Annotated in this window: 22 protein-coding genes; 18 read left to right on the plus strand and 4 right to left on the minus strand. The window is 58.9% G+C overall.

Going from position 1 to position 18,109, the window contains the following annotated elements; all coding sequences use genetic code 11:
• Positions 1 to 3 precede the first annotated feature (3 nt).
• From AC2TDJ_RS02615 to AC2TDJ_RS02635, 5 genes are all read left to right on the plus strand, one after another.
• Positions 4 to 603, plus strand: a complete 600-nt coding sequence (locus AC2TDJ_RS02615; RefSeq protein ID WP_480838952.1) for an LPS export ABC transporter periplasmic protein LptC — start codon at positions 4 to 6, stop codon at positions 601 to 603.
• A gap of 3 nt (positions 604 to 606) precedes the next feature.
• Entirely contained in the window at positions 607 to 1,098 is a 492-nt protein-coding gene (locus tag AC2TDJ_RS02620) for an LptA/OstA family protein (protein ID WP_480838954.1), read from the plus strand.
• On the plus strand, positions 1,098 to 1,856 hold the full coding sequence (gene lptB, locus AC2TDJ_RS02625; RefSeq protein WP_480838956.1) for an LPS export ABC transporter ATP-binding protein: 759 nt from the start codon (positions 1,098 to 1,100) through the stop codon (positions 1,854 to 1,856). Before AC2TDJ_RS02620 ends, lptB begins: the two co-directional genes overlap by 1 nt.
• Positions 1,857 to 2,108: 252 nt before the next feature.
• Positions 2,109 to 2,672, plus strand: a complete 564-nt coding sequence (gene hpf / locus AC2TDJ_RS02630) for a ribosome hibernation-promoting factor, HPF/YfiA family (RefSeq protein WP_480838958.1) — start codon at positions 2,109 to 2,111, stop codon at positions 2,670 to 2,672.
• A 60-nt stretch (positions 2,673 to 2,732) separates the two neighbouring features.
• Positions 2,733 to 3,197 carry a PTS sugar transporter subunit IIA gene (locus tag AC2TDJ_RS02635; RefSeq protein WP_480838960.1) on the plus strand — a complete coding sequence of 155 codons (465 nt, stop codon included), beginning with the start codon at positions 2,733 to 2,735 and terminating at the stop codon, positions 3,195 to 3,197.
• A 71-nt stretch (positions 3,198 to 3,268) separates the two neighbouring features.
• Here the strand turns inward: AC2TDJ_RS02635 and dalA are convergent, their stop codons facing one another.
• Positions 3,269 to 3,784, minus strand: a complete 516-nt coding sequence (gene dalA, locus AC2TDJ_RS02640; RefSeq protein ID WP_480838962.1) for a divisome-associated lipoprotein DalA — start codon at positions 3,782 to 3,784, stop codon at positions 3,269 to 3,271.
• 168 nt (positions 3,785 to 3,952) lie between these two features.
• Between dalA and AC2TDJ_RS02645 the strand changes: the two genes are divergently transcribed.
• Both AC2TDJ_RS02645 and AC2TDJ_RS02650 read left to right on the plus strand, forming a co-directional pair.
• Positions 3,953 to 4,552: a L,D-transpeptidase gene (locus AC2TDJ_RS02645; RefSeq protein WP_480838964.1), complete on the plus strand. Its 600-nt coding sequence runs from the start codon at positions 3,953 to 3,955 to the stop codon at positions 4,550 to 4,552.
• Positions 4,553 to 4,691: 139 nt separating this feature from the next.
• Positions 4,692 to 4,874, plus strand: a complete 183-nt coding sequence (locus AC2TDJ_RS02650; RefSeq protein WP_480838965.1) for a hypothetical protein — start codon at positions 4,692 to 4,694, stop codon at positions 4,872 to 4,874.
• A 73-nt stretch (positions 4,875 to 4,947) separates the two neighbouring features.
• On the opposite strand, the gene hemH is transcribed toward AC2TDJ_RS02650, so the two are convergent.
• Both hemH and AC2TDJ_RS02660 read right to left on the minus strand, forming a co-directional pair.
• On the minus strand, positions 4,948 to 5,997 hold the full coding sequence (hemH, locus tag AC2TDJ_RS02655; protein WP_480838967.1) for a ferrochelatase: 1,050 nt from the start codon (positions 5,995 to 5,997) through the stop codon (positions 4,948 to 4,950).
• 56 nt (positions 5,998 to 6,053) lie between these two features.
• Positions 6,054 to 6,884 (minus strand): class I SAM-dependent methyltransferase, encoded by an 831-nt coding sequence (locus tag AC2TDJ_RS02660; RefSeq protein ID WP_480838969.1) that lies wholly within the window; start codon positions 6,882 to 6,884, stop codon positions 6,054 to 6,056.
• Between AC2TDJ_RS02660 and AC2TDJ_RS02665 the strand changes: the two genes are divergently transcribed.
• The 4 genes from AC2TDJ_RS02665 to AC2TDJ_RS02680 are packed head-to-tail and all read left to right on the plus strand — an operon-like array spanning position 6,835 to position 9,209.
• Entirely contained in the window at positions 6,835 to 7,629 is a 795-nt protein-coding gene (locus AC2TDJ_RS02665; RefSeq protein ID WP_480838971.1) for a double zinc ribbon domain-containing protein, read from the plus strand. The two genes, AC2TDJ_RS02660 and AC2TDJ_RS02665, sit on opposite strands and share 50 nt — an antisense overlap.
• A gap of 37 nt (positions 7,630 to 7,666) precedes the next feature.
• The gene (gene grxC, locus AC2TDJ_RS02670; RefSeq protein ID WP_480838973.1) at positions 7,667 to 7,924 is read left to right on the plus strand and encodes a glutaredoxin 3; all 258 of its coding nucleotides are present in this window, start codon (positions 7,667 to 7,669) and stop codon (positions 7,922 to 7,924) included.
• On the plus strand, positions 7,924 to 8,754 hold the full coding sequence (locus tag AC2TDJ_RS02675) for a carbon-nitrogen hydrolase family protein (RefSeq protein ID WP_480838975.1): 831 nt from the start codon (positions 7,924 to 7,926) through the stop codon (positions 8,752 to 8,754). Before grxC ends, AC2TDJ_RS02675 begins: the two co-directional genes overlap by 1 nt.
• A 14-nt stretch (positions 8,755 to 8,768) precedes the next feature.
• Complete coding sequence (locus tag AC2TDJ_RS02680) at positions 8,769 to 9,209, plus strand: MarR family winged helix-turn-helix transcriptional regulator (protein ID WP_480838977.1); 441 nt, start codon at positions 8,769 to 8,771, stop codon at positions 9,207 to 9,209.
• Here AC2TDJ_RS02680 and ubiG read toward each other — a convergent pair.
• A complete protein-coding gene (gene ubiG / locus AC2TDJ_RS02685; protein WP_480838979.1) occupies positions 9,206 to 9,952 on the minus strand; it encodes a bifunctional 2-polyprenyl-6-hydroxyphenol methylase/3-demethylubiquinol 3-O-methyltransferase UbiG in 747 nt (248 codons plus the stop codon). The genes AC2TDJ_RS02680 and ubiG overlap by 4 nt on opposite strands.
• A gap of 48 nt (positions 9,953 to 10,000) precedes the next feature.
• On the opposite strand from ubiG, the gene pip reads away from it, so the two are divergent.
• The 7 genes from pip (at position 10,001) to infB (ending at position 17,980) form a co-directional block, all read left to right on the plus strand.
• Positions 10,001 to 10,978: a prolyl aminopeptidase gene (gene pip, locus AC2TDJ_RS02690; protein WP_480838981.1), complete on the plus strand. Its 978-nt coding sequence runs from the start codon at positions 10,001 to 10,003 to the stop codon at positions 10,976 to 10,978.
• Positions 10,975 to 11,796, plus strand: a complete 822-nt coding sequence (locus AC2TDJ_RS02695) for an ABC transporter substrate-binding protein (protein ID WP_480838983.1) — start codon at positions 10,975 to 10,977, stop codon at positions 11,794 to 11,796. Before pip ends, AC2TDJ_RS02695 begins: the two co-directional genes overlap by 4 nt.
• A gap of 70 nt (positions 11,797 to 11,866) precedes the next feature.
• On the plus strand, positions 11,867 to 12,493 hold the full coding sequence (locus tag AC2TDJ_RS02700) for a CDGSH iron-sulfur domain-containing protein (protein WP_480838985.1): 627 nt from the start codon (positions 11,867 to 11,869) through the stop codon (positions 12,491 to 12,493).
• 154 nt (positions 12,494 to 12,647) lie between these two features.
• Positions 12,648 to 13,238 carry a ribosome maturation factor RimP gene (rimP, locus tag AC2TDJ_RS02705; protein ID WP_058282170.1) on the plus strand — a complete coding sequence of 197 codons (591 nt, stop codon included), beginning with the start codon at positions 12,648 to 12,650 and terminating at the stop codon, positions 13,236 to 13,238.
• Complete coding sequence (nusA, locus tag AC2TDJ_RS02710) at positions 13,238 to 14,851, plus strand: transcription termination factor NusA (protein ID WP_480838987.1); 1,614 nt, start codon at positions 13,238 to 13,240, stop codon at positions 14,849 to 14,851. The genes rimP and nusA overlap by 1 nt, the downstream gene beginning before the upstream one ends.
• A gap of 22 nt (positions 14,852 to 14,873) precedes the next feature.
• Positions 14,874 to 15,497 carry an RNA-binding protein gene (locus AC2TDJ_RS02715; RefSeq protein WP_480840200.1) on the plus strand — a complete coding sequence of 208 codons (624 nt, stop codon included), beginning with the start codon at positions 14,874 to 14,876 and terminating at the stop codon, positions 15,495 to 15,497.
• An 8-nt stretch (positions 15,498 to 15,505) separates the two neighbouring features.
• Positions 15,506 to 17,980 carry a translation initiation factor IF-2 gene (infB, locus tag AC2TDJ_RS02720; RefSeq protein ID WP_480838989.1) on the plus strand — a complete coding sequence of 825 codons (2,475 nt, stop codon included), beginning with the start codon at positions 15,506 to 15,508 and terminating at the stop codon, positions 17,978 to 17,980.
• Positions 17,981 to 18,109 lie beyond the last annotated feature (129 nt).

The following is an 18,109-nucleotide window of genomic DNA, read 5'->3' on the forward strand; positions in this document are numbered from 1 at the left end:
GCCGTGGATCGCCATTCCAGATGGGTGCAGTTCCTCAAAGTGGTGCTGCCACTGACGGCGATCATCTTGCTGTCCACGGTCTTCCTGCTGTCGCGCAGTATCGAGACCAACGTCTCGGTACCGTTTTCGCGCGAAGCGATTGATGATCGACTGGCCAATCAGGCAGTCACGAACCCGAACTACAAGGGTGTGACCAGCAAAGGCGAAGAAATCCAGGTTGTGGCCGAGCGTGCCACGCAGGGCAACGAAAACTCCGTCCCGACGGCGTCAGAGCTTCACGGACGTTATGGGCTGAACAACGGTGGCGCCATAGTGCTGGAATCCAATTCGGGATCGATCCGCCCGGACAAGGGCACCGCGACTTTTGTCGGGGAAGTCGTGATCACCACGGCGGATGGTATCCGGGTCACGACGGACTTGCTCAACACGTCGCTGGACGAAGTTCGCGGCGACACGCCCGGACAGATCGATGGAACCGGCCCGATCGGAGACTTTACCGCCGGACGCATGACTTTTGGGACGGAAAAAGAAGGCGGGCCGGTCCATATTCTTTTTACAGACGGCGTGAAGCTGATATACGAGCCACAGAAAGCTGAAAGATAACCTGTGTTTGATTTACGTGTAGCTGCAATTTGTATCGCTTTGGCAAGTGGCGCAGTCCCGGCATCGGCGCAAGAGGCGCAGGTGGCCTTCGGGGCGGTCAAGGCCGACCCCACTTTGCCGGTCGAGGTTACGTCCGAAACGCTGAACATGAATCAAGCGGACGGATCAGCCGAGTTTCAGGGTAATGTCATTGTCGTTCAGGGGGAAATGCGTCTGACGGCCGAACGTGTGCTGGTTATCTACAACAACGACCGCTCGGCCATCGATCGGCTGGAGGCGACCGAGAACGTGGTTCTTGTCAGCCCCCCCGACGCGGCCGAAGGTGACTGGGCAGAATACACCATCGATTCCGGCGTGATCAGGATGAACGGCAACGTTCTTTTGACCCAGGGACCAAGTGTTATCAGCGGCGATCAGATGATCGCGAATCTGACCACGGGGACTGCGACAATGTCAGGCCGGGTCAAAACCATTCTGCAACCGGGTGGCAATTGATGAACCGCCCGAACCTGTCCATTGCCGAGGGCACTTCCGGTCTGAAGATCGAGAAGCTGCGAAAGTCCTACCGCAAGAAAACCGTCATCCGCGATGTGTCCATGACGCTGGGCCGTTCGGAAGTTGTGGCATTGCTGGGACCGAACGGGTCCGGGAAGACAACAACGTTCTATTCGGTCGCGGGTTTGGTTTTTCCCGAGGCCGGGACTGTCACCATTGACGGTCAGAACGTCACGACTTTGCCGATGTACCGCCGTGCGCGCATGGGAATAGGATACCTGCCACAGGAAATGTCGATCTTTCGCGGCATGAGCGTCGAAGACAACATTGCGGCCGTACTGGACATCACCGTCAAACACACACACCGCCGCAAGGAACGGCTGGAAGAGCTGTTGTCGGACTTCTCGATCGAGCATCTGAGGCGAGCACCGGCGCTTGCGCTGTCGGGGGGTGAACGTCGGCGGGTCGAAATCGCCCGTTGCCTGGCGGCCGATCCGAAATATCTGCTTCTGGACGAACCGTTTGCGGGTGTTGATCCGATCAGCGTGGGTGACATCCGCCATCTGGTCGCCGATCTGAAAAAACGCGGTATCGGTGTGCTGATCACCGACCATAACGTCCGGGAAACGCTCGAAATTGTGGATCGCGCCTATATCCTTCACGACGGTCAGGTATTGATGTCCGGCACCCCGGACGAAGTGGTCGAAAACGAAAACGTACGCCGGGTTTATCTGGGCGAAAACTTCCGTATTTCATGATGTTACGCAGAAATGCGCCCAGCGCATGCCGGAAATCGCGTATATACACACCTGTTTTGATTGACTCTTCCCCCGGCTCTTGTCTCAATTGGTCCATGGCATTTCTTCGGTTCCAGTCTGGATCTCGATGTCCCTTCTTTGAAGGGCCAGTTCGGAGACAACCGCAAAAAATGTCGTTACCCCCCACCCGATAAAAACAAGTCAGTCGCGCATCGCGGCGTCAGAATGGGTGTGAATTGTGAAGGAGATCACATGCGTTACCAAATCAGCGGAAAACAGATCGACATCGGCACAGCCCTGCAGACTCATGTGCAGTCCGAGCTGAACGAGGCTGTTGGCAAATATGCCCAGCGCCCGACGGACGCCAACGTCGTCTTTTCCCGTTCAGCGCATGAATATGTATGCGAAACCACCGTACATCTGTCGACCGGCCTGACCGCTCAGGCCAAGGCCCACGCAACCGAAATTTACGCGGCGTTTGAGGCATGCTGCGATAAAATGGAAACACAGTTGCGCCGCTACAAGCGTCGCCTGAAGGATCACCACAAGGACCGGTCCGAGCCGGTTGAACTCTTTGGCGCGTCCTCTTATATCCTCGCCTCTGACGAGTCGGAGACGGCTGACGAGCCCGATTCTCTGCAGCCTATGATTGTGGCTGAGATGGAAACCAAGATCCCATCGCTGAGTGTTGGTGAGGCCGTGATGCAAATGGAACTTGCGGGTGCCCCGGTGCTGGTGTTCCGGAACGAGAACAAGGATGGGTTGAATGTCGTGTACCGTCGGGATGACGGCAATATCGGCTGGATCGATCCGTAATAGGCAAGGAAGAACGGCACGCTCTCGCGTACAGCGGGGGCATAGCCGAGGAGCGTAATCATGGAGCTTTCGAGCATACTGAAGCCCGAAGCAGTGCGTGTATTGTCTGCGGCTTCCAGCAAGAAACGGCTGTTTCAGGAAATTGGCGATGTCGGCGCGGCAACCCTTGGATTGGATGCGCAGATAATCGTCGATAGTCTGCTTGAACGTGAAAGCCTTGGGCCGACGGGTGTCGGGCATGGGGTGGCCCTGCCGCATGCGCGCCTGACCGAGTTGGACGCGGTTTCCGGTGTTTTCGTTCTTCTCGAAAAGCCGCTGGATTTCGGTTCGGTTGACCGGCAGCCTGTGGATCTGGCGTTTTCTCTGTTTGCGCCTGAGGAGGCCGGGGTTGACCATCTAAAGGCGCTGGCATTGGTGTCCCGAACGTTGCGCGATCAGACGGTCTGCGCCAAATTGCGGGCCAACCCTGATCCGGTCAAACTGTACGCGATCCTGACTGAGGCGCAGTCCATGCAAGCGGCCTGATCAGCCAGAAAACCTTCCAACGAAAAAGCCCCCGTTTTTCGGGGGCTTTGTCATTTTGAAGTGCTCTGGGCTTAACCGCCCGCACCCATTTCCAGGGTCCACCAAATCTTGCCGCCACCTTCCTGATGCCAGGCAAACCCCATCTGAGTTGCCTTCGGGTCCAGAATGACGGCCCGGGGACCTGGTTCCTGCATCCACGCGGCCAGTGTTTCGGTTTCGGTCTCATAGGTCTCCGAAATTGCTTCGCCCAGGAATGTTCCGAAGTATCCGACCCGGACCGCCCGATCCAACGGCGACGATCCGTCCGATCCGAAATGCCAAGGGCGGTTTTGCCGGGCCATGTCCTTGGAATGCGTCGCCGCGGCTGCGTTCAGTTGCGCATTCAGTTGCACTGGCTGCAAACCCTGCGCCTGACGCAACGCGTTAACCGAATCGAGCATTCGGAACTGCAGCTTTTCAGGGTTGCCGCGGATCTTGTAAACGGTGGGCAAGGGTTGTCCATCGACGCCCAGAGTTGGCGCACGCGAATCAGTACAGGCGGCCAGAGTGGCGAAACACAGCAGGAGAATGGATAAAATACGCGTCATGTTTGGCTCAATATTAGTGTCGATACCGGAAATAGCTTGCCTGACCGCCCGGGGCAAATGTGCATTGGCGCAACCTTGCATAATTCTGCCGGTTTGATTTGCGACTGAAGCATTCTGGCCATAAAATGACCCGGATTTCGCACCGGAACATACAAAGGACCGTCCGACATGGTCAAAAAGCGCATTATTTCACCGACACGCCGCGGTTTTATCGCAGGCGCGGCGGCGGGCCTGGCGTCCCCGGCCTTGGCCCAATACATCCCGGGTGATCCATTGCGGCCCGCTCCAGAGCCGGAGCCGCAAGTGCGCCGCAATATCTCGGGTTTCCGCGCGCTGAGCTGGGAGCCTTATTTCTCGAACACCAAGAATGGCGCAATTCTGGTCGATACGGTGTCACGGGCGCTGCATTATTGGTCAGATGATCAAACTGTGTACAAACTCTATCCCTCGTCGGTGCCGCTGACCGAGGAATTGACGCGTCGTGGACGCACCAGCGTCATTCGCAAAGTGGAGGGGCCAAGCTGGTCACCGACACCTTCGATGAAAAAGCGCAACCCCGAATGGCCGGACTATATTCCGCCGGGTCCGGATAACCCATTGGGAACGCACGCTTTATATCTGAGTTGGAAGTACTACCGCATCCATGGCACCCATGACACGCGCAAAATCGGTCGCCGTTCGTCGAATGGCTGTATCGGTCTGTTCAACGAAGACATCGCCGAGCTGTTCGGAATGGCGAAAGTAGGCACGCAAGTGTTGCTTATTTGACGACACTTTCGCGCGCGAACCTGCTTACATTGCAAGTTATATTTGCAATCCATGGGCATAGCTGATTAGTAAAACTCACGAGGTAAGTCTTAGATGTGCGGTTTCGATTTACGGAATCGTGCAAATTCTGGAGGTTAATATGAAGAAACTCGTTCTCGCTGCTGCTCTGACTGCTGCTGCTTCGACCGCATATGCAGGCAACCTGGAAGAGCCGGTTGTTGAAGCACCTGTTGTTGTCGAAGAGACCCAGGGCACGTCGCAGGGTATTCTCCTGCCGCTGATCCTGCTGGTTGTTGTTGCCGCAGCCGTTGCAGCTGGCTAAGTCGACGAGACTCATCAACTAAAAAGGCGGTGGAGAAATCCACCGCCTTTTTTCTTGCCCGATCGGGGCGGGTTCAGTCCAACCAGCCCCGCAGGTTATTCTCGATCACCTTGCCCAGTGCCGCGATATGCGTGTCTTCGTCGTTCAGGCACGGGATATATGTGAAGGTTTCACCACCCGCATCCTCGAAGCTTTCTTTGATCTCTTCATTGATCTCTTCCAATGTTTCGATGCAATCCGCGGAAAAGGCCGGGGCGATCACGGCGATGTTCTTCTTACCTTGACGCGCCAGTTCGGCCACATGATCGACCGTGTACGGTTTCAGCCACTCCTCAGGGCCAAACCGCGATTGAAAGGTCGAGACAAGCTGATCGTCAGACCACCCGAGGCGCTCCTTCAGCAACCTTGACGTCTTGACGCACTGGCAGTGATAGGGATCACCTTGCTGCAGATAGCGTTCGGGCATGCCATGATACGAGCAAACCAGAATATCCGGCTGCGTCTTCATGGTTGCATAGGCCCGTTCGACAGACTGCGCCAGCGCATCAATATAGGCGGGTTCGTCGAAATAGGCTGGTACCGTTCGGCTGGCGGGTTGCCAGGCTTCCTCCATTAGCGCGCGAAAGAACTGATCGTTTGCGGTGGCTGTCGTGGCACCGGCGTATTGCGGGTAAAGCGGGAAAAACAGGATACGATCACAGCCTTCGGCCACCATTTCCCGGACCTTGGATTTGGTCGACGGATTGCCGTAGCGCATGCAGAAATCCACCAGGACCCTGTCGCCGTACCGCGATTGCATCGCATCACGCAGCTTGGCTGTCTGGTCTTTGGTGATGGTCATCAACGGGCTTTCGCCCTTGTCGTGATTCCAGATCGATTTGTATGCCTCGCCCGAACTGAATGGGCGTTTGGTCAGGATTATACCCTGAAGGATCGGTTGCCACTTCCACGCCGGGTAGTCGATCACGCGCTTATCCGACAGAAACTCGTTCAGATACCGCCGCATCGGCCAATACGAAAAGCCATCCGGTGTCCCCAGATTGGCCAACAGGATACCGACACGGCCCATTTTGACCTTGGCGTGATCGGCTGGCGCGTGCGTTGGGCGTGTGGCGTCAAACATGTCGGGCTTCCTGACTTATCCTGTTCCGGCCTCAGATAACGGGAATTGGCGGGTCGTCAATCGGACAGTTTGCCTTCTTTTGTGCCAAGCGCGTCGGCCAGACGCATCTGGGCCGATCCTGGTCGCAGCGGCTTGGGTTGGTTGTCGTCAGGCGACCATCCCGTCAGGCAGATCAGCTCGAACGTTGCCGTCAGGCGGCCTGAGGGTGCCGTGAAGTGAGAGGCGTAGACCTGCTGCGCCATTTCGAAAACGGATCGCCTTGTAGCCCGTTTGAGGCGTGTGGAGAGGGTGTTGGTTTCCCCCATCGCGCGCAGATCGTGCATCAGATGCCAGATATCGCGGTATTCGGCTTTCAGAGGTATGGAATCGGCCACCGGTAAAGCCAGTCCGGCCCTTTGCAGCAGCGACCCCAGATCGCGCAGTTCTGCCATGGGGGCGATTCGGGGGCTGAGACCGCCGGAAACCTCGATCTCGGCCTGCCCCAGTGCCGCACGCAATTCGTTAAGGGTTTCACCTCCCAGACAAACAACCAGAAGCAACCCGTCCGGACGCAGTGCACGATGGCATTGAATGAGCTGACCGACGGGATCATTGGCGCAGTGCAATGCCATCGCATGGACCACCAGATCATGCGCGCCGGGCGTCAGCGCCAGCGTGTCTTCGTCCGCAACAAACTGTGCGTCAGGCAGGACATTGGCCCAAACCTGTGGAAAGGGGCTGACAATCGCAGGCGCCGTAAAGGTTCTGTTAACCATGGAGAGTCGATCCTGAACCTCGTCCACGGCGGCGCGATGAAGGAACAGGGCCTCGTCCCGAACGCGGGCGCGGCGTTGCTGGATGACAGATCGGTCAAACAATGAGGGTGCATTGGACGCAGGCAATTTCATAAGCCGCAAGTATCGCATCCGGCGCGGGATTCAAACCATTGTAGAGCTGGTTTATCCGCCGCGTTGTCTAAGTTGCGGTGGGCTGACCGACTCCGACTTCGGCCTCTGCGGACTTTGTTGGCGCGATACGCCATTTATCGGCGGAACGGTGTGTGAAAGCTGCGGTATTCCCGTTGTTGGCGATCGGGATGATTTTCGGATCGAGTGTGATGACTGCCTGCGGACGCCACGACCATGGCAGGAGGGGCGCGCGGCGCTGCTGTATCAGGGGCGTGCGCGGACTTTGGTATTGGCGCTGAAACATGGTGATCGCCCGGAATTGGCGCGTCCGGCCGCCCGCTGGATGGCACGGGTCGGGCGTGAGATCTTCCGGCCGGACATATTGATTGCGCCGGTACCACTACATTGGTCGCGCCTGATCGAGCGTCGGTACAACCAGTCGGCGCTGCTGGCGCAACATCTGGGGCGGGAGACTGGTCAGGAGTGTGTTCCGGATCTGTTGGTGCGCAAGGTCCGCACACCGGTACTGGACGGCAAATCGGCGCTGGAACGAGACGCAATACTGCAAAATGCCATTGCCACGCATCCAAAACGGAAGGACCGGATCAGGGGGCGGGACATCCTGCTGGTTGACGATGTCATGACATCGGGTGCAACACTGGCGGCCTGCACCCGTGTCTGTCAGGCAGCGGGGGCAAATCATATTTTCGTGTTGGCACTGGCGCGCGTTGCCAAGGATGCCTAATTCGCGGAAGATTGCGCGAAACCCAAAGGGACGGAATATGAAGCCGGTTGAAATCTACACCTCGCCGCTTTGCGGCTATTGCCACGCTGCCAAGCGCTTGCTGAAACAGAAGGGCATCGAATATCTGGAAGTCGATGTGTTGATGCATCCAAAACGCAAGCCTGAGATGATTCAGCGCGCAGGAGGCAAACGCACCGTGCCGCAGATCTTCATCGGCACCACACATGTCGGCGGTTGCGACGATCTTTATGAGCTGGAGCGTCAGGGCAAGCTGGACCGCCTGCTGGCCGCCTGATGAAAACCGCGCTGCTGCAGATCACATCGTCGGACGAACCGGCCAGGAATCTGGTTATGGTCTGCGCGATGATGGCCGAGGCGGCTGACAAGGGTGCGCGTTTCATCCTGACGCCCGAAGTGACCAATTGCGTGTCGACCAGCACCACACGACAGCGGCAGGTCCTGCAGCACGAAGAGGATGACGCAACGCTGGCAGGTCTGCGCAATCAGGCCGCAGCGCTCGGCGTCTGGCTGCTGATCGGCTCGCTTGGGATCAAGACCCACGATGCGGATGGGCGCTTTGCAAACAGGTCTTTTATGATCAACCCGCAGGGTCAGGTCGTGGCGCGATACGACAAGATCCACATGTTCGATGTGCAGGTTTCCGAATCCGAGACCTTTCGCGAATCGAAGAATTACCGCCCCGGTGACAGAGCGGTGATAGCTGAAACCGACTTCGGCAAGGTGGGCTTGAGCGTCTGTTACGACATCCGGTTTCCGCACCTCTATGCCGCTTTGGCGCAGGCAGGTGCGCGCATCCTGACCGTCCCGGCGGCCTTTTCCCCGGTTACGGGCGCGGCGCATTGGGAATCGTTGTTGCGCGCCCGGGCTATTGAAAACGGCTGTTGGGTGATTGCCCCGGCCCAGACAGGGGAACACCCCAAAACGCGGGGAAAGACGCGATATACCTACGGCCGTAGCATGGTCGTGGCCCCCTGGGGGGAGGTGCTGATCGACGCAGGCACCGATCCGGGCATTCACTTTTTCGATTTGGATGATAGTTCTGTGACAGAGGCACGCCGTCGTGTGCCATCACTGACTCACGTGCGGCCTTTCGACGGGCCCTGATCCAGAACCGGACCATGACTGACGACACCAATGCCCTTGCGGTCACGCTGTTCAGCGAGATCCTGACCGCCGATCAGCTATTGCGAAACCGGCTGAGCCGAGTGCTGCCCAAGGGCATGGAGATTTCTCATTTCTCGGTGCTGAATCATCTGGCCTTTGTCGGGGATGAACGCAGCCCGGCGCAACTGGCGAGCACCTTCCACGTCACGCGCGGGGCGATGACCAACACTTTGGCCAAGCTGGAATGGGCCGGATACATCCACATCCGCCCCGACTGGGACGACGCCCGCCGCAAGATGGTCGCGATCAGCCCCGCCGGTCGCCGCGCGCGGGATCAGGCGATTTCGTCGATTGCGCCGCTGATCAACCGCGTGGTCGGAAAGCTCGGGATCGAGCGCGTCCGCAGCACCTTGCCGGTGCTGCGCGACCTTCGGTTGCAGCTCGAGGACGACTAGGCCGGCTTCACGCTGGCGGTTACATAATTCACGCTTAAATCTCGATCTGAAATCGACCAGCTCCAGAGGAGCGGATTGAACACGAACCCCTTGCGGTCGACGGGCTCCAGGCCGGCCTGTCTCAGCAGGTCGAACAGCTCATCCGGTGTGATGAATTTGTCCCATTCATGCGTGCCACGTGGAAGCCAGCGCATCACCACCTCGGCCCCGAATATAGCCATCGCATAGGATTTCGGGTTGCGGTTGATGGTCGAGCAGATCAGCAATCCGCCCGGTTTCAGCAAGTTCTGCGATGCGGTCAGAAAGCCAAGGGGGTTGGCCACATGCTCGACCACTTCCATGTTCAGAACCACGTCGAATTGTTCGCTTGCGGCGGCCATGTCCTCGGCGGTGGTGTGGCGATAGTCGATCTCAAGCCCCGATTGCTCGGCATGGATACGGGCGACGGGCAGGTTACCTTCGGCCGCGTCAGCTCCTACCACCGTCGCGCCCAGGCGCGCCATCGGTTCGCTCAGCAACCCGCCGCCGCAGCCGATATCCAGCAGGCGCAGGCCCTCGAACGGTTTGGGAGCCTTTAAATCCCGGTCAAATTCGCCCGCGATCTGCTGTGTGATATAGTCCAGGCGACAGGGATTCAGCATATGCAGGGGCTTGAATTTTCCGTGCGGATCCCACCATTCCGCGGCCATCGCTTCGAATTTTGCGATCTCGGACGGGTCCACCGTGTTCGGATGCGCTTGCATTCCTGTCTCCGTGTGCTCTTTTACGCTTAAGGACTATATAGGGCCATAATGGACAAGTACCCGGACCAAAAGCGCGCAGTTCAATATCTTTACCCGCCGACCGACCCGTTCGATCAGCGCATGGTCGATATGGGCGATGGGCATCGTATCTATGTGGAACAGTGCGGAAACCCAGACGGCATTCCCGTTGTCATTCTGCATGGCGGTCCCGGCGGTGGATGCAGCCCGGCGATGCGGCGGTATTTTGATCCGCAGGTCTATCGGGTGATTCTGTTCGATCAGCGCGGATGCGGGCGTTCACGACCGACGGCTTCGGTTCAGGACAACACGACCTGGCATCTGGTCGCGGATATCGAACGGCTTCGCAAACTGTTCAAGATCGAGAAATGGATTGCCTTTGGCGGCAGCTGGGGTGCGACGCTGGCGCTGATCTATGCGCAGACGCATCCGGACCGGGTGAGCCGTCTGGTGCTGCGCGGCGTGTTTCTGATGACGCAAGCCGAGCTGAAATGGTTCTACGGCGGCGGCGCCGGCAGGTTCTGGCCCGAACAGTGGGCAAAGTTCACTTCGCTGCTGCCAGAAACCGAACTGTCCGACACGATAGCCGCCTATAACAAACGCTTGTTTTCCGGAGATCGCGCGACCGAGATTCTCTACGCCCGTGCATGGTCACATTGGGAAAACTCGCTGGCGTCGATCCATACCAACGGTGCCATTGGCGAAAGTCCGGGCGAATATGCGCGCACCTTTGCGCGACTCGAAAACCATTATTTCATCAATGGCGGATTTCTCGAAAAGGACGGGCAGATTCTGGACCAAATGGACCGAATCGCGCATATCCCGGGACATATTGTTCAGGGACGCTATGATATGATCTGCCCGCCCCAGGCCGCATGGGATTTGTCTGATCGCTGGCCGTATGCCGAGTTGAAGATGGTGCGCCATGCCGGGCACGCTTTGTCCGAACCGGGCATCAGTGCCGAACTGGTGCGTATCATGGATCGTGTGGCGGAGGGTGTGATATGACCCGGATCGACCGTCGTGCCTTGTTTGCATCGGGTGCTGCCGCAGCACTGCTGGCGGCGACCGGTGCCTCTTTGGCCGACACGCCAAAGACCGGAGGTACCTTGCGCCTGGCCGTGCCGCGAGACGACAGTCTGGATCAGGTCGCGCGCGGCGCTGTGTTCGATACATTGACCGAGATTGCACCCGACGGAACACTGCGCGGGGAATTGGCGACAGGTTGGCAAACAGATTCTGAGGCACGGGTCTGGAGTTTTGATCTGCGCGAAGGACCCGTGTTTCATGATGGCGCGCCGTTGGAGATCGCCGATGTCATGGCCGTTCTGACCGAAGTCGGACAGGCCGAGCCGCTGGCGCCAAATCGTTTGCGTCTGGAACTGGCCGACGGCAATCCGGGTCTGCCCTTCCAGTTGGCCGACAGCCGGTTTGTCATCACCCGCGCGGGTCAGGATGTGTCTCCGCTGCATACGGCCAATGGCACTGGCTGCTATCGCGTTGAGCGTGCCGAAGACGACCGCCATTTCCTGGGGCGCAGGGTCGAAGGACACTACAAGGACGGTCAGGCTGGCTGGGCCGATACATTTGAGGTGATCGTTATCCCCGATGCGCGTGTTCGCGCTGAAGCATTGCGTGACGGTTATGTGGACGTCGCGGCCTTTCCTGACCAGACAGGTCTGGTTGGCACACGCGGATTGCGATTTCACCCTTCCGAGGTCGAGATGGCCATCGCGGTTTCTTCCAACGTCGGGATGCCGCGCCAGTTGGGACAAGGTCGCGCGCTGGACGATGGGCGACTGGCCGAAAGATGGTGGCTCGTCTAAAGCCTCTGCATACAAATTTGACAAGCAGGTGCACTTCACTACCCTCAGCCTGTAAGGGGAGGATATGCACATGTCCGAGACAACCACGATCGAAGAACGTGAAAACGGCCCACTGATTGTCAAACACCTTCATTCGATGCGCGATGCCGCCGGAGCGGAGGTCGAAATCAAGCAGGTCATGGCTTTGTGTCGCTGCGGGCATTCGGGGAACAAACCGTTTTGCGACGGGACGCATGCCAAGGTTGGATTTGAAAGCCACGGTGGAACACCGGCCGGACCTGACAAGATTATCGGATATCGCGGTGAAGCCGTGACAGTGAGTTTCAATCCTCGGTTATGCTCCCATGCGGCGGAGTGCGGCCGTCTGGCGTCGAATATTTTCAGCCCTTCGCAAAAACCATGGGTTCAACCCGACCGAGGTACAATTGACGAGGTGCGCGAGGTCGTTTCGGCCTGCCCGTCGGGTGCGCTGGCGATAGGGGATGGCGAAATCCGGGAACATCTGTACGCGGATCGTGCGCAGATCGAGGTACAGAAGGATGGTCCATATTGGGTACTGGGTGTCGAACCCCCTGAGGAGCTGAAAGCGAAAGGCGCGTGTCAGAGCAAGTTTGTACTGTGCCGATGCGGCAAGTCAGGCAACAAGCCGTTCTGCGATGGAACGCATCGTGACGAAGGGTGGTCTGACGCGGAATAAAACAATATCGGACATTCGCCTTGCAGACTCGGATCATCCTGCGTATATGCAGTTTCAACAGCGGCGTGTCGGGCTTCGGTCCGGGGCTCCACCGGAAAAGATCGACGGGCCGCGCGCCCGTTTTTTTGTGCCCGTTCGAAGGGTAGAGCACCAGATGACAAACGACCTGATAGCCAAAGCGGCCATCGACCGGCGACTGGCCGAGATCATCACCCCCGTGATCGAGGATCTGGGGTATGAACTCGTCCGTATCCGCCTGATGAGCGGCAAGACCACCACGATGCAAATCATGGCGGACAAGCCTGATGGCGGCATCGAAGTGGATGACTGCGCCGAGATTTCGAACGCGGTCAGCGCCACGCTGGACGTTGAGGACCCGATCCTGGACGCCTATACGCTTGAGGTATCCAGCCCGGGCATCGACCGCCCCCTGACCCGTCTCAAGGATTTTGAGATGTTCGAGGGGTATGAGGCCAAGATCGAAACCGCTGAACTGATCGACGGCCGCCGCCGTTTCAAGGGTGAGTTGGCCGGGATTGAAGGGGATGAGGTTCTGATCAATATCCCCGAGGGGGATGAGACGATCACAATCGGTCTGCAATTCGACTGGCTGAGCGATGCCAAGCTGGTCCTGACCGATGATCTGATCAAGGAAATGCTGCGCCAGCGCAAAGACGCCGGTGCCCTGAACGAAAACGCTTTCGACGAGATTGAGACCGAAGGGTCCGAAGAGGAGACGAACTGATGGCAATCACCTCAGCCAACCAGCTGGAGCTGCTGCAGACCGCCGAGGCCGTGGCCCGCGAAAAGATGATCGACCCCGGTCTGGTTGTCGAAGCGATGGAGGAATCGCTCGCCCGTGCCGCCAAGAGCCGTTACGGCGCGGAAATGGACATCCGCGTGTCGATCGACCGCAAGACCGGCAAGGCGACCTTTACCCGCGTCCGCACCGTGGTCGAGGAAGAGGAACTGGAAAACTACCAGGCCGAGATGACCGTCGAGCAGGCGCGTCAGTACATGGAATCGCCCGAAGTTGGTGACGTCTTCGTTGAAGAAGTACCTCCGGTCGAAATGGGCCGTATTGCTGCCCAGTCCGCCAAGCAGGTGATCCTGCAAAAAGTTCGCGAGGCGGAACGCGACCGTCAGTACGAAGAATTCAAGGACCGTGCCGGCACCATCATCAACGGTGCGGTCAAGCGCGAAGAATTCGGCAATGTCATCGTCGATCTGGGCGGTGCCGAGGCCGTTCTGCGCCGCAATGACAAGATCGGTCGCGAAAGCTATCGCCCGAACGACCGCGTGCGTGCCTACATCAAAGAAGTCCGCCGCGAAGTGCGTGGTCATCAAATCTTCCTGTCGCGCACCGCACCGGAGTTCATGGCCGAGCTGTTCAAGATGGAAGTGCCGGAAATCTATGACGGCATCATCGAGGTGAAGGCCGTGGCCCGTGACCCCGGTTCGCGCGCCAAGATTGCCGTGATTTCGTATGACGGTTCGATCGACCCCGTCGGTGCCTGCGTTGGTATGCGCGGCAGCCGTGTGCAGGCCGTTGTGAACGAATTGCAGGGCGAGAAAATCGACATCATCCCGTGGAACGAAGATCAGCCGACCTTCCTGGTGAACGCGCTGCAGCCCGCCGAGGTCTCCAAGGTGGTTCTGGACGAAGAAGCCGGCAAGATCGAAGTTGTGGTGCCCGAGGAACAGCTGTCGCTGGCCATCGGCCGCCGCGGTCAGAACGTGCGTCTGGCCAGCCAGCTGACCGGTCTGGACATCGACATCATGACCGAGGCCGAGGAATCGGCGCGTCGTCAGAAGGAGTTCGAAGCCCGCACCCAGCTGTTCATGGAAAGTCTGGACCTGGACGAGTTCTTTGCTCAACTGCTGGTTTCGGAAGGGTTCACCAACCTCGAAGAGGTGGCCTATGTGGAAATTGAAGAACTTCTGGTTATCGACGGCGTCGACGAAGGCACTGCACAGGAGCTTCAGACTCGCGCACGTGAATTCCTCGAGGCGCAGGCCAAGGCCGCTCTGGACGCCGCGCGCGCGCTGGGCGCCGAGGATAGCCTTATTGAATTCGAAGGCCTGACACCCCAGATGGTTGAGGCGCTGGCCAAGGACGATGTCAAAACTCTGGAAGACTTCGCGACCTGCGCCGACTGGGAACTGGCAGGCGGCTGGACCACGGTCGATGGCGAGCGTATCAAGGATGACGGTGTACTGGAGCCTTTCGGCGTAACGCTGGAAGAAGCGCAGGATCTGGTTATGACAGCTCGGATCATGCTGGGCTGGGTCGATCCGGCCGAGCTTGAGCAAGCCGAAGAAGACGGCGAAATCGCTGAAGAGGAGGCCGAGGCCTGATCTCAGGCCTCGGGTGGCTGACATGGGTCGCGGTGGCGTCCATAAGGATCGGTCCGAGGGACCTGAACGCAAGTGCATCGCCACGGGCGAAGTTCAGCCTAAATATGGGTTGATACGCTTTGTGACGGGGCCGGACGGTCAGGTATATCCCGACGTCGCAGCGAAACTGCCTGGACGTGGGGTTTATGTGGCGGCGGATCGTGCTGCGCTGGACAAGGCCGTGGGCAAGAAGCTGTTCGCACGTGGCTTCAAGGCGCAGGTGACGGTGCCGCAGGATCTGGCAAGTGAGGTCGAAAAGCAGGTCTCGCGCCGCGTGATCGAACTGCTCAGCCTGGCGCGCAAATCCGGTGACGCGGTTGCGGGCTACGAAAAGGTCAAGACGTGGCTGGACCGGGAAGAGGCGCAAGTGCTGCTTCAGGCCACTGATGGGTCGGGGCGCGGTAAGTCGAAACTCAGTACGCCGCACTTTGGCAAATACATCGGTTGGCTGACCGCGGACGAGTTAGGACAGGCATTTGGGCGCCAAACCGTGATTCATGCGGCGCTGGCCTCTGGCGGACTCGCCAAACGTGTTGTAGAGGAAGCGCAGCGCCTGCGTGGCTTGCGCGAAACGGATGACGGCGGCAAGGGCCGCACGGAAGGGTAAGTAGCTTTATGAGCGATAATGACGGCAAAAAGACATTGGGTCTTCGTGGCGGGGCACGCCCCGGAAATGTGAAACAGAGTTTCAGCCACGGACGCACCAAGAATGTCGTGGTGGAAACCAAACGCAAACGCGTGGTGGTCCCCAAGCCGGGTGCGACCAAACCGAGCGGCGGAGCTGCGCCGTCGGGTGATCCTTCGCGTCGTCCAGCTGGTATCTCTGATGCCGAAATGGCCCGCCGGATGAAGGCATTGCAGGCCGCCAAAGCGCGCGAGGCCGAAGAGGCCGCAGCCCGTGAGGCACAGGAAAAGGCGCGTGAAGAAGAACGCGCCCGCCGCCGTGCCGAGCAAGAGGCCAAGGAACGCGAACAGCGTGAAGCCGAAGAGCGGGCGCGCCAGAAGGCGGAAGAAGAAGAGCGTAAGCGCAAGGAAGCAGAAGAAGCTGCCAAGCGTGCCGCTGCAGCGCCCGCGCCGGAAGAGCCCAAAGCGGCCCGTAGTCCGGCCAGCAAGCCTGCGCCCGCAGCGGCGCCGCGCAAGCAGGAGCGCGAACGCGAACAGCGTGGCCGTGGCAAAGGTCGTGACGACAACCGCCGTTCGGGCAAGCTGACACTGGGTCAGGCCACCGGTGGCGAAGGCAACCGCCAACGCTCGATGGCGTCGATGAAGCGCAAGCAGGAGCGTGCGCGTCAGAAGGCCATGGGTGGCCCGGTCGAGCGGGAAAAGGTAATCCGCGACGTTCAGTTGCCCGAGGCGATCATGGTCTCGGAACTGGCCAACCGTATGGCCGAGCGTGTGGCAGACGTTGTCAAATCGCTGATGCAAATGGGCATGATGGTGACGCAAAACCAGACCATCGACGCCGACACTGCCGAGCTGATCATCGAAGAATTTGGCCACAAGGTGACCCGCGTCTCTGATTCGGACGTTGAAGACGTCATCAAAGAGGTCGAGGACGACGAAGGCGATCTGCAGCCGCGTCCGCCGGTTATCACCATCATGGGTCACGTCGACCATGGTAAAACCTCGCTGCTGGATGCGATCCGCGATGCGCGGGTTGTGGCTGGCGAGGCCGGTGGCATCACCCAGCATATCGGCGCCTATCAGGTGAAAACCGATGGCGGCACCACGCTGACCTTCCTGGATACACCGGGCCACGCGGCCTTTACCTCGATGCGGTCGCGCGGGGCTCAGGTTACGGATATCGTGGTTCTGGTTGTTGCTGCGGATGACGCGGTGATGCCGCAGACGATCGAGGCGATCAACCACGCGAAAGCGGCCGAGGTGCCGATGATCGTGGCGATCAACAAGGTCGACAAGCCGGATGCAAACCCGGACAAGGTCCGCACCGATCTGCTGCAGCACGAAGTCATCGTCGAGAAAATGTCGGGTGAGGTTCAGGACGTGGAAGTGTCCGCCATCACCGGTCAGGGTCTGGACGACCTGCTGGAAGCGATCGCACTGCAGGCCGAGATTCTGGAACTGAAGGCTAACCCGAACCGGGCTGCCCAAGGTGCCGTGATCGAAGCACAGCTGGATGTGGGTCGCGGTCCCGTAGCCACCGTTCTGGTTCAGAACGGAACGCTGCATCAGGGCGACATCTTCGTTGTGGGTGAGCAGTACGGTAAGGTCCGTGCGCTGATCAACGACAAGGGCGAACGCGTACAGGAAGCCGGCCCATCGGTTCCGGTCGAGGTTCTGGGTCTCAACGGCACGCCCGAGGCTGGTGACGTTCTGAACGTGACCGAGACCGAAGCGCAGGCCCGTGAGATCGCCGCCTATCGTGAGCAAGCCGCCAAGGACAAACGCGCCGCCGCCGGTGCCGCGACCACCCTTGAGCAGCTGATGCAGAAGGCCAAGGAAGACGAGAATGTGGCCGAGTTGCCGATCCTCGTCAAAGCCGACGTGCAGGGCTCGGCCGAAGCCATCGTTCAGGCGATGGAGAAAATCGGTAACGATGAAGTACGTGTACGCGTGCTGCATTCGGGCGTGGGTGCGATTACCGAGACGGATATTGGCCTGGCCGAAGCCTCGGGAGCGCCGGTTTTCGGCTTCAACGTGCGTGCCAATGCCTCGGCCCGGAATACCGCGAACCAGAAGGGTGTCGAGATCCGCTACTACTCGGTGATCTACGATCTGGTGGATGACGTTAAAGCCGCCGCATCGGGCCTGCTGAGTGCCGAGATTCGCGAGAAGTTCATCGGTTACGCCGAGATCAAGGAAGTCTTCAAGGTCTCGGGTGTCGGCAAGGTTGCCGGCTGTCTGGTTACCGAAGGCGTTGCGCGCCGTTCCGCAGGTGTGCGTCTGCTGCGCGACAACGTGGTGATCCACGAAGGCACGCTGAAAACACTGAAACGCTTCAAGGACGAAGTGGCCGAGGTTCAGTCGGGTCAGGAATGTGGTATGGCGTTCGAGAACTACGATGACATCCGCGCTGGCGACGTGATCGAAATCTTCGAACGCGAAGAGGTTACTCGGACACTGGATTGATACGGACCAGAACAGAAATAGAAAAAAAGCGGTCCCTTCGGGCCGCTTTTTTTTTGAACGTTGTGAACCTTCAATGCCCTTTTCGAGAATATCGGCGTCTAATTCATCCTTCGCATCATGCATCCTGGC

The sequence above is a fragment of the Ruegeria sp. HKCCD6647-2 genome, from assembly GCF_057221075.1.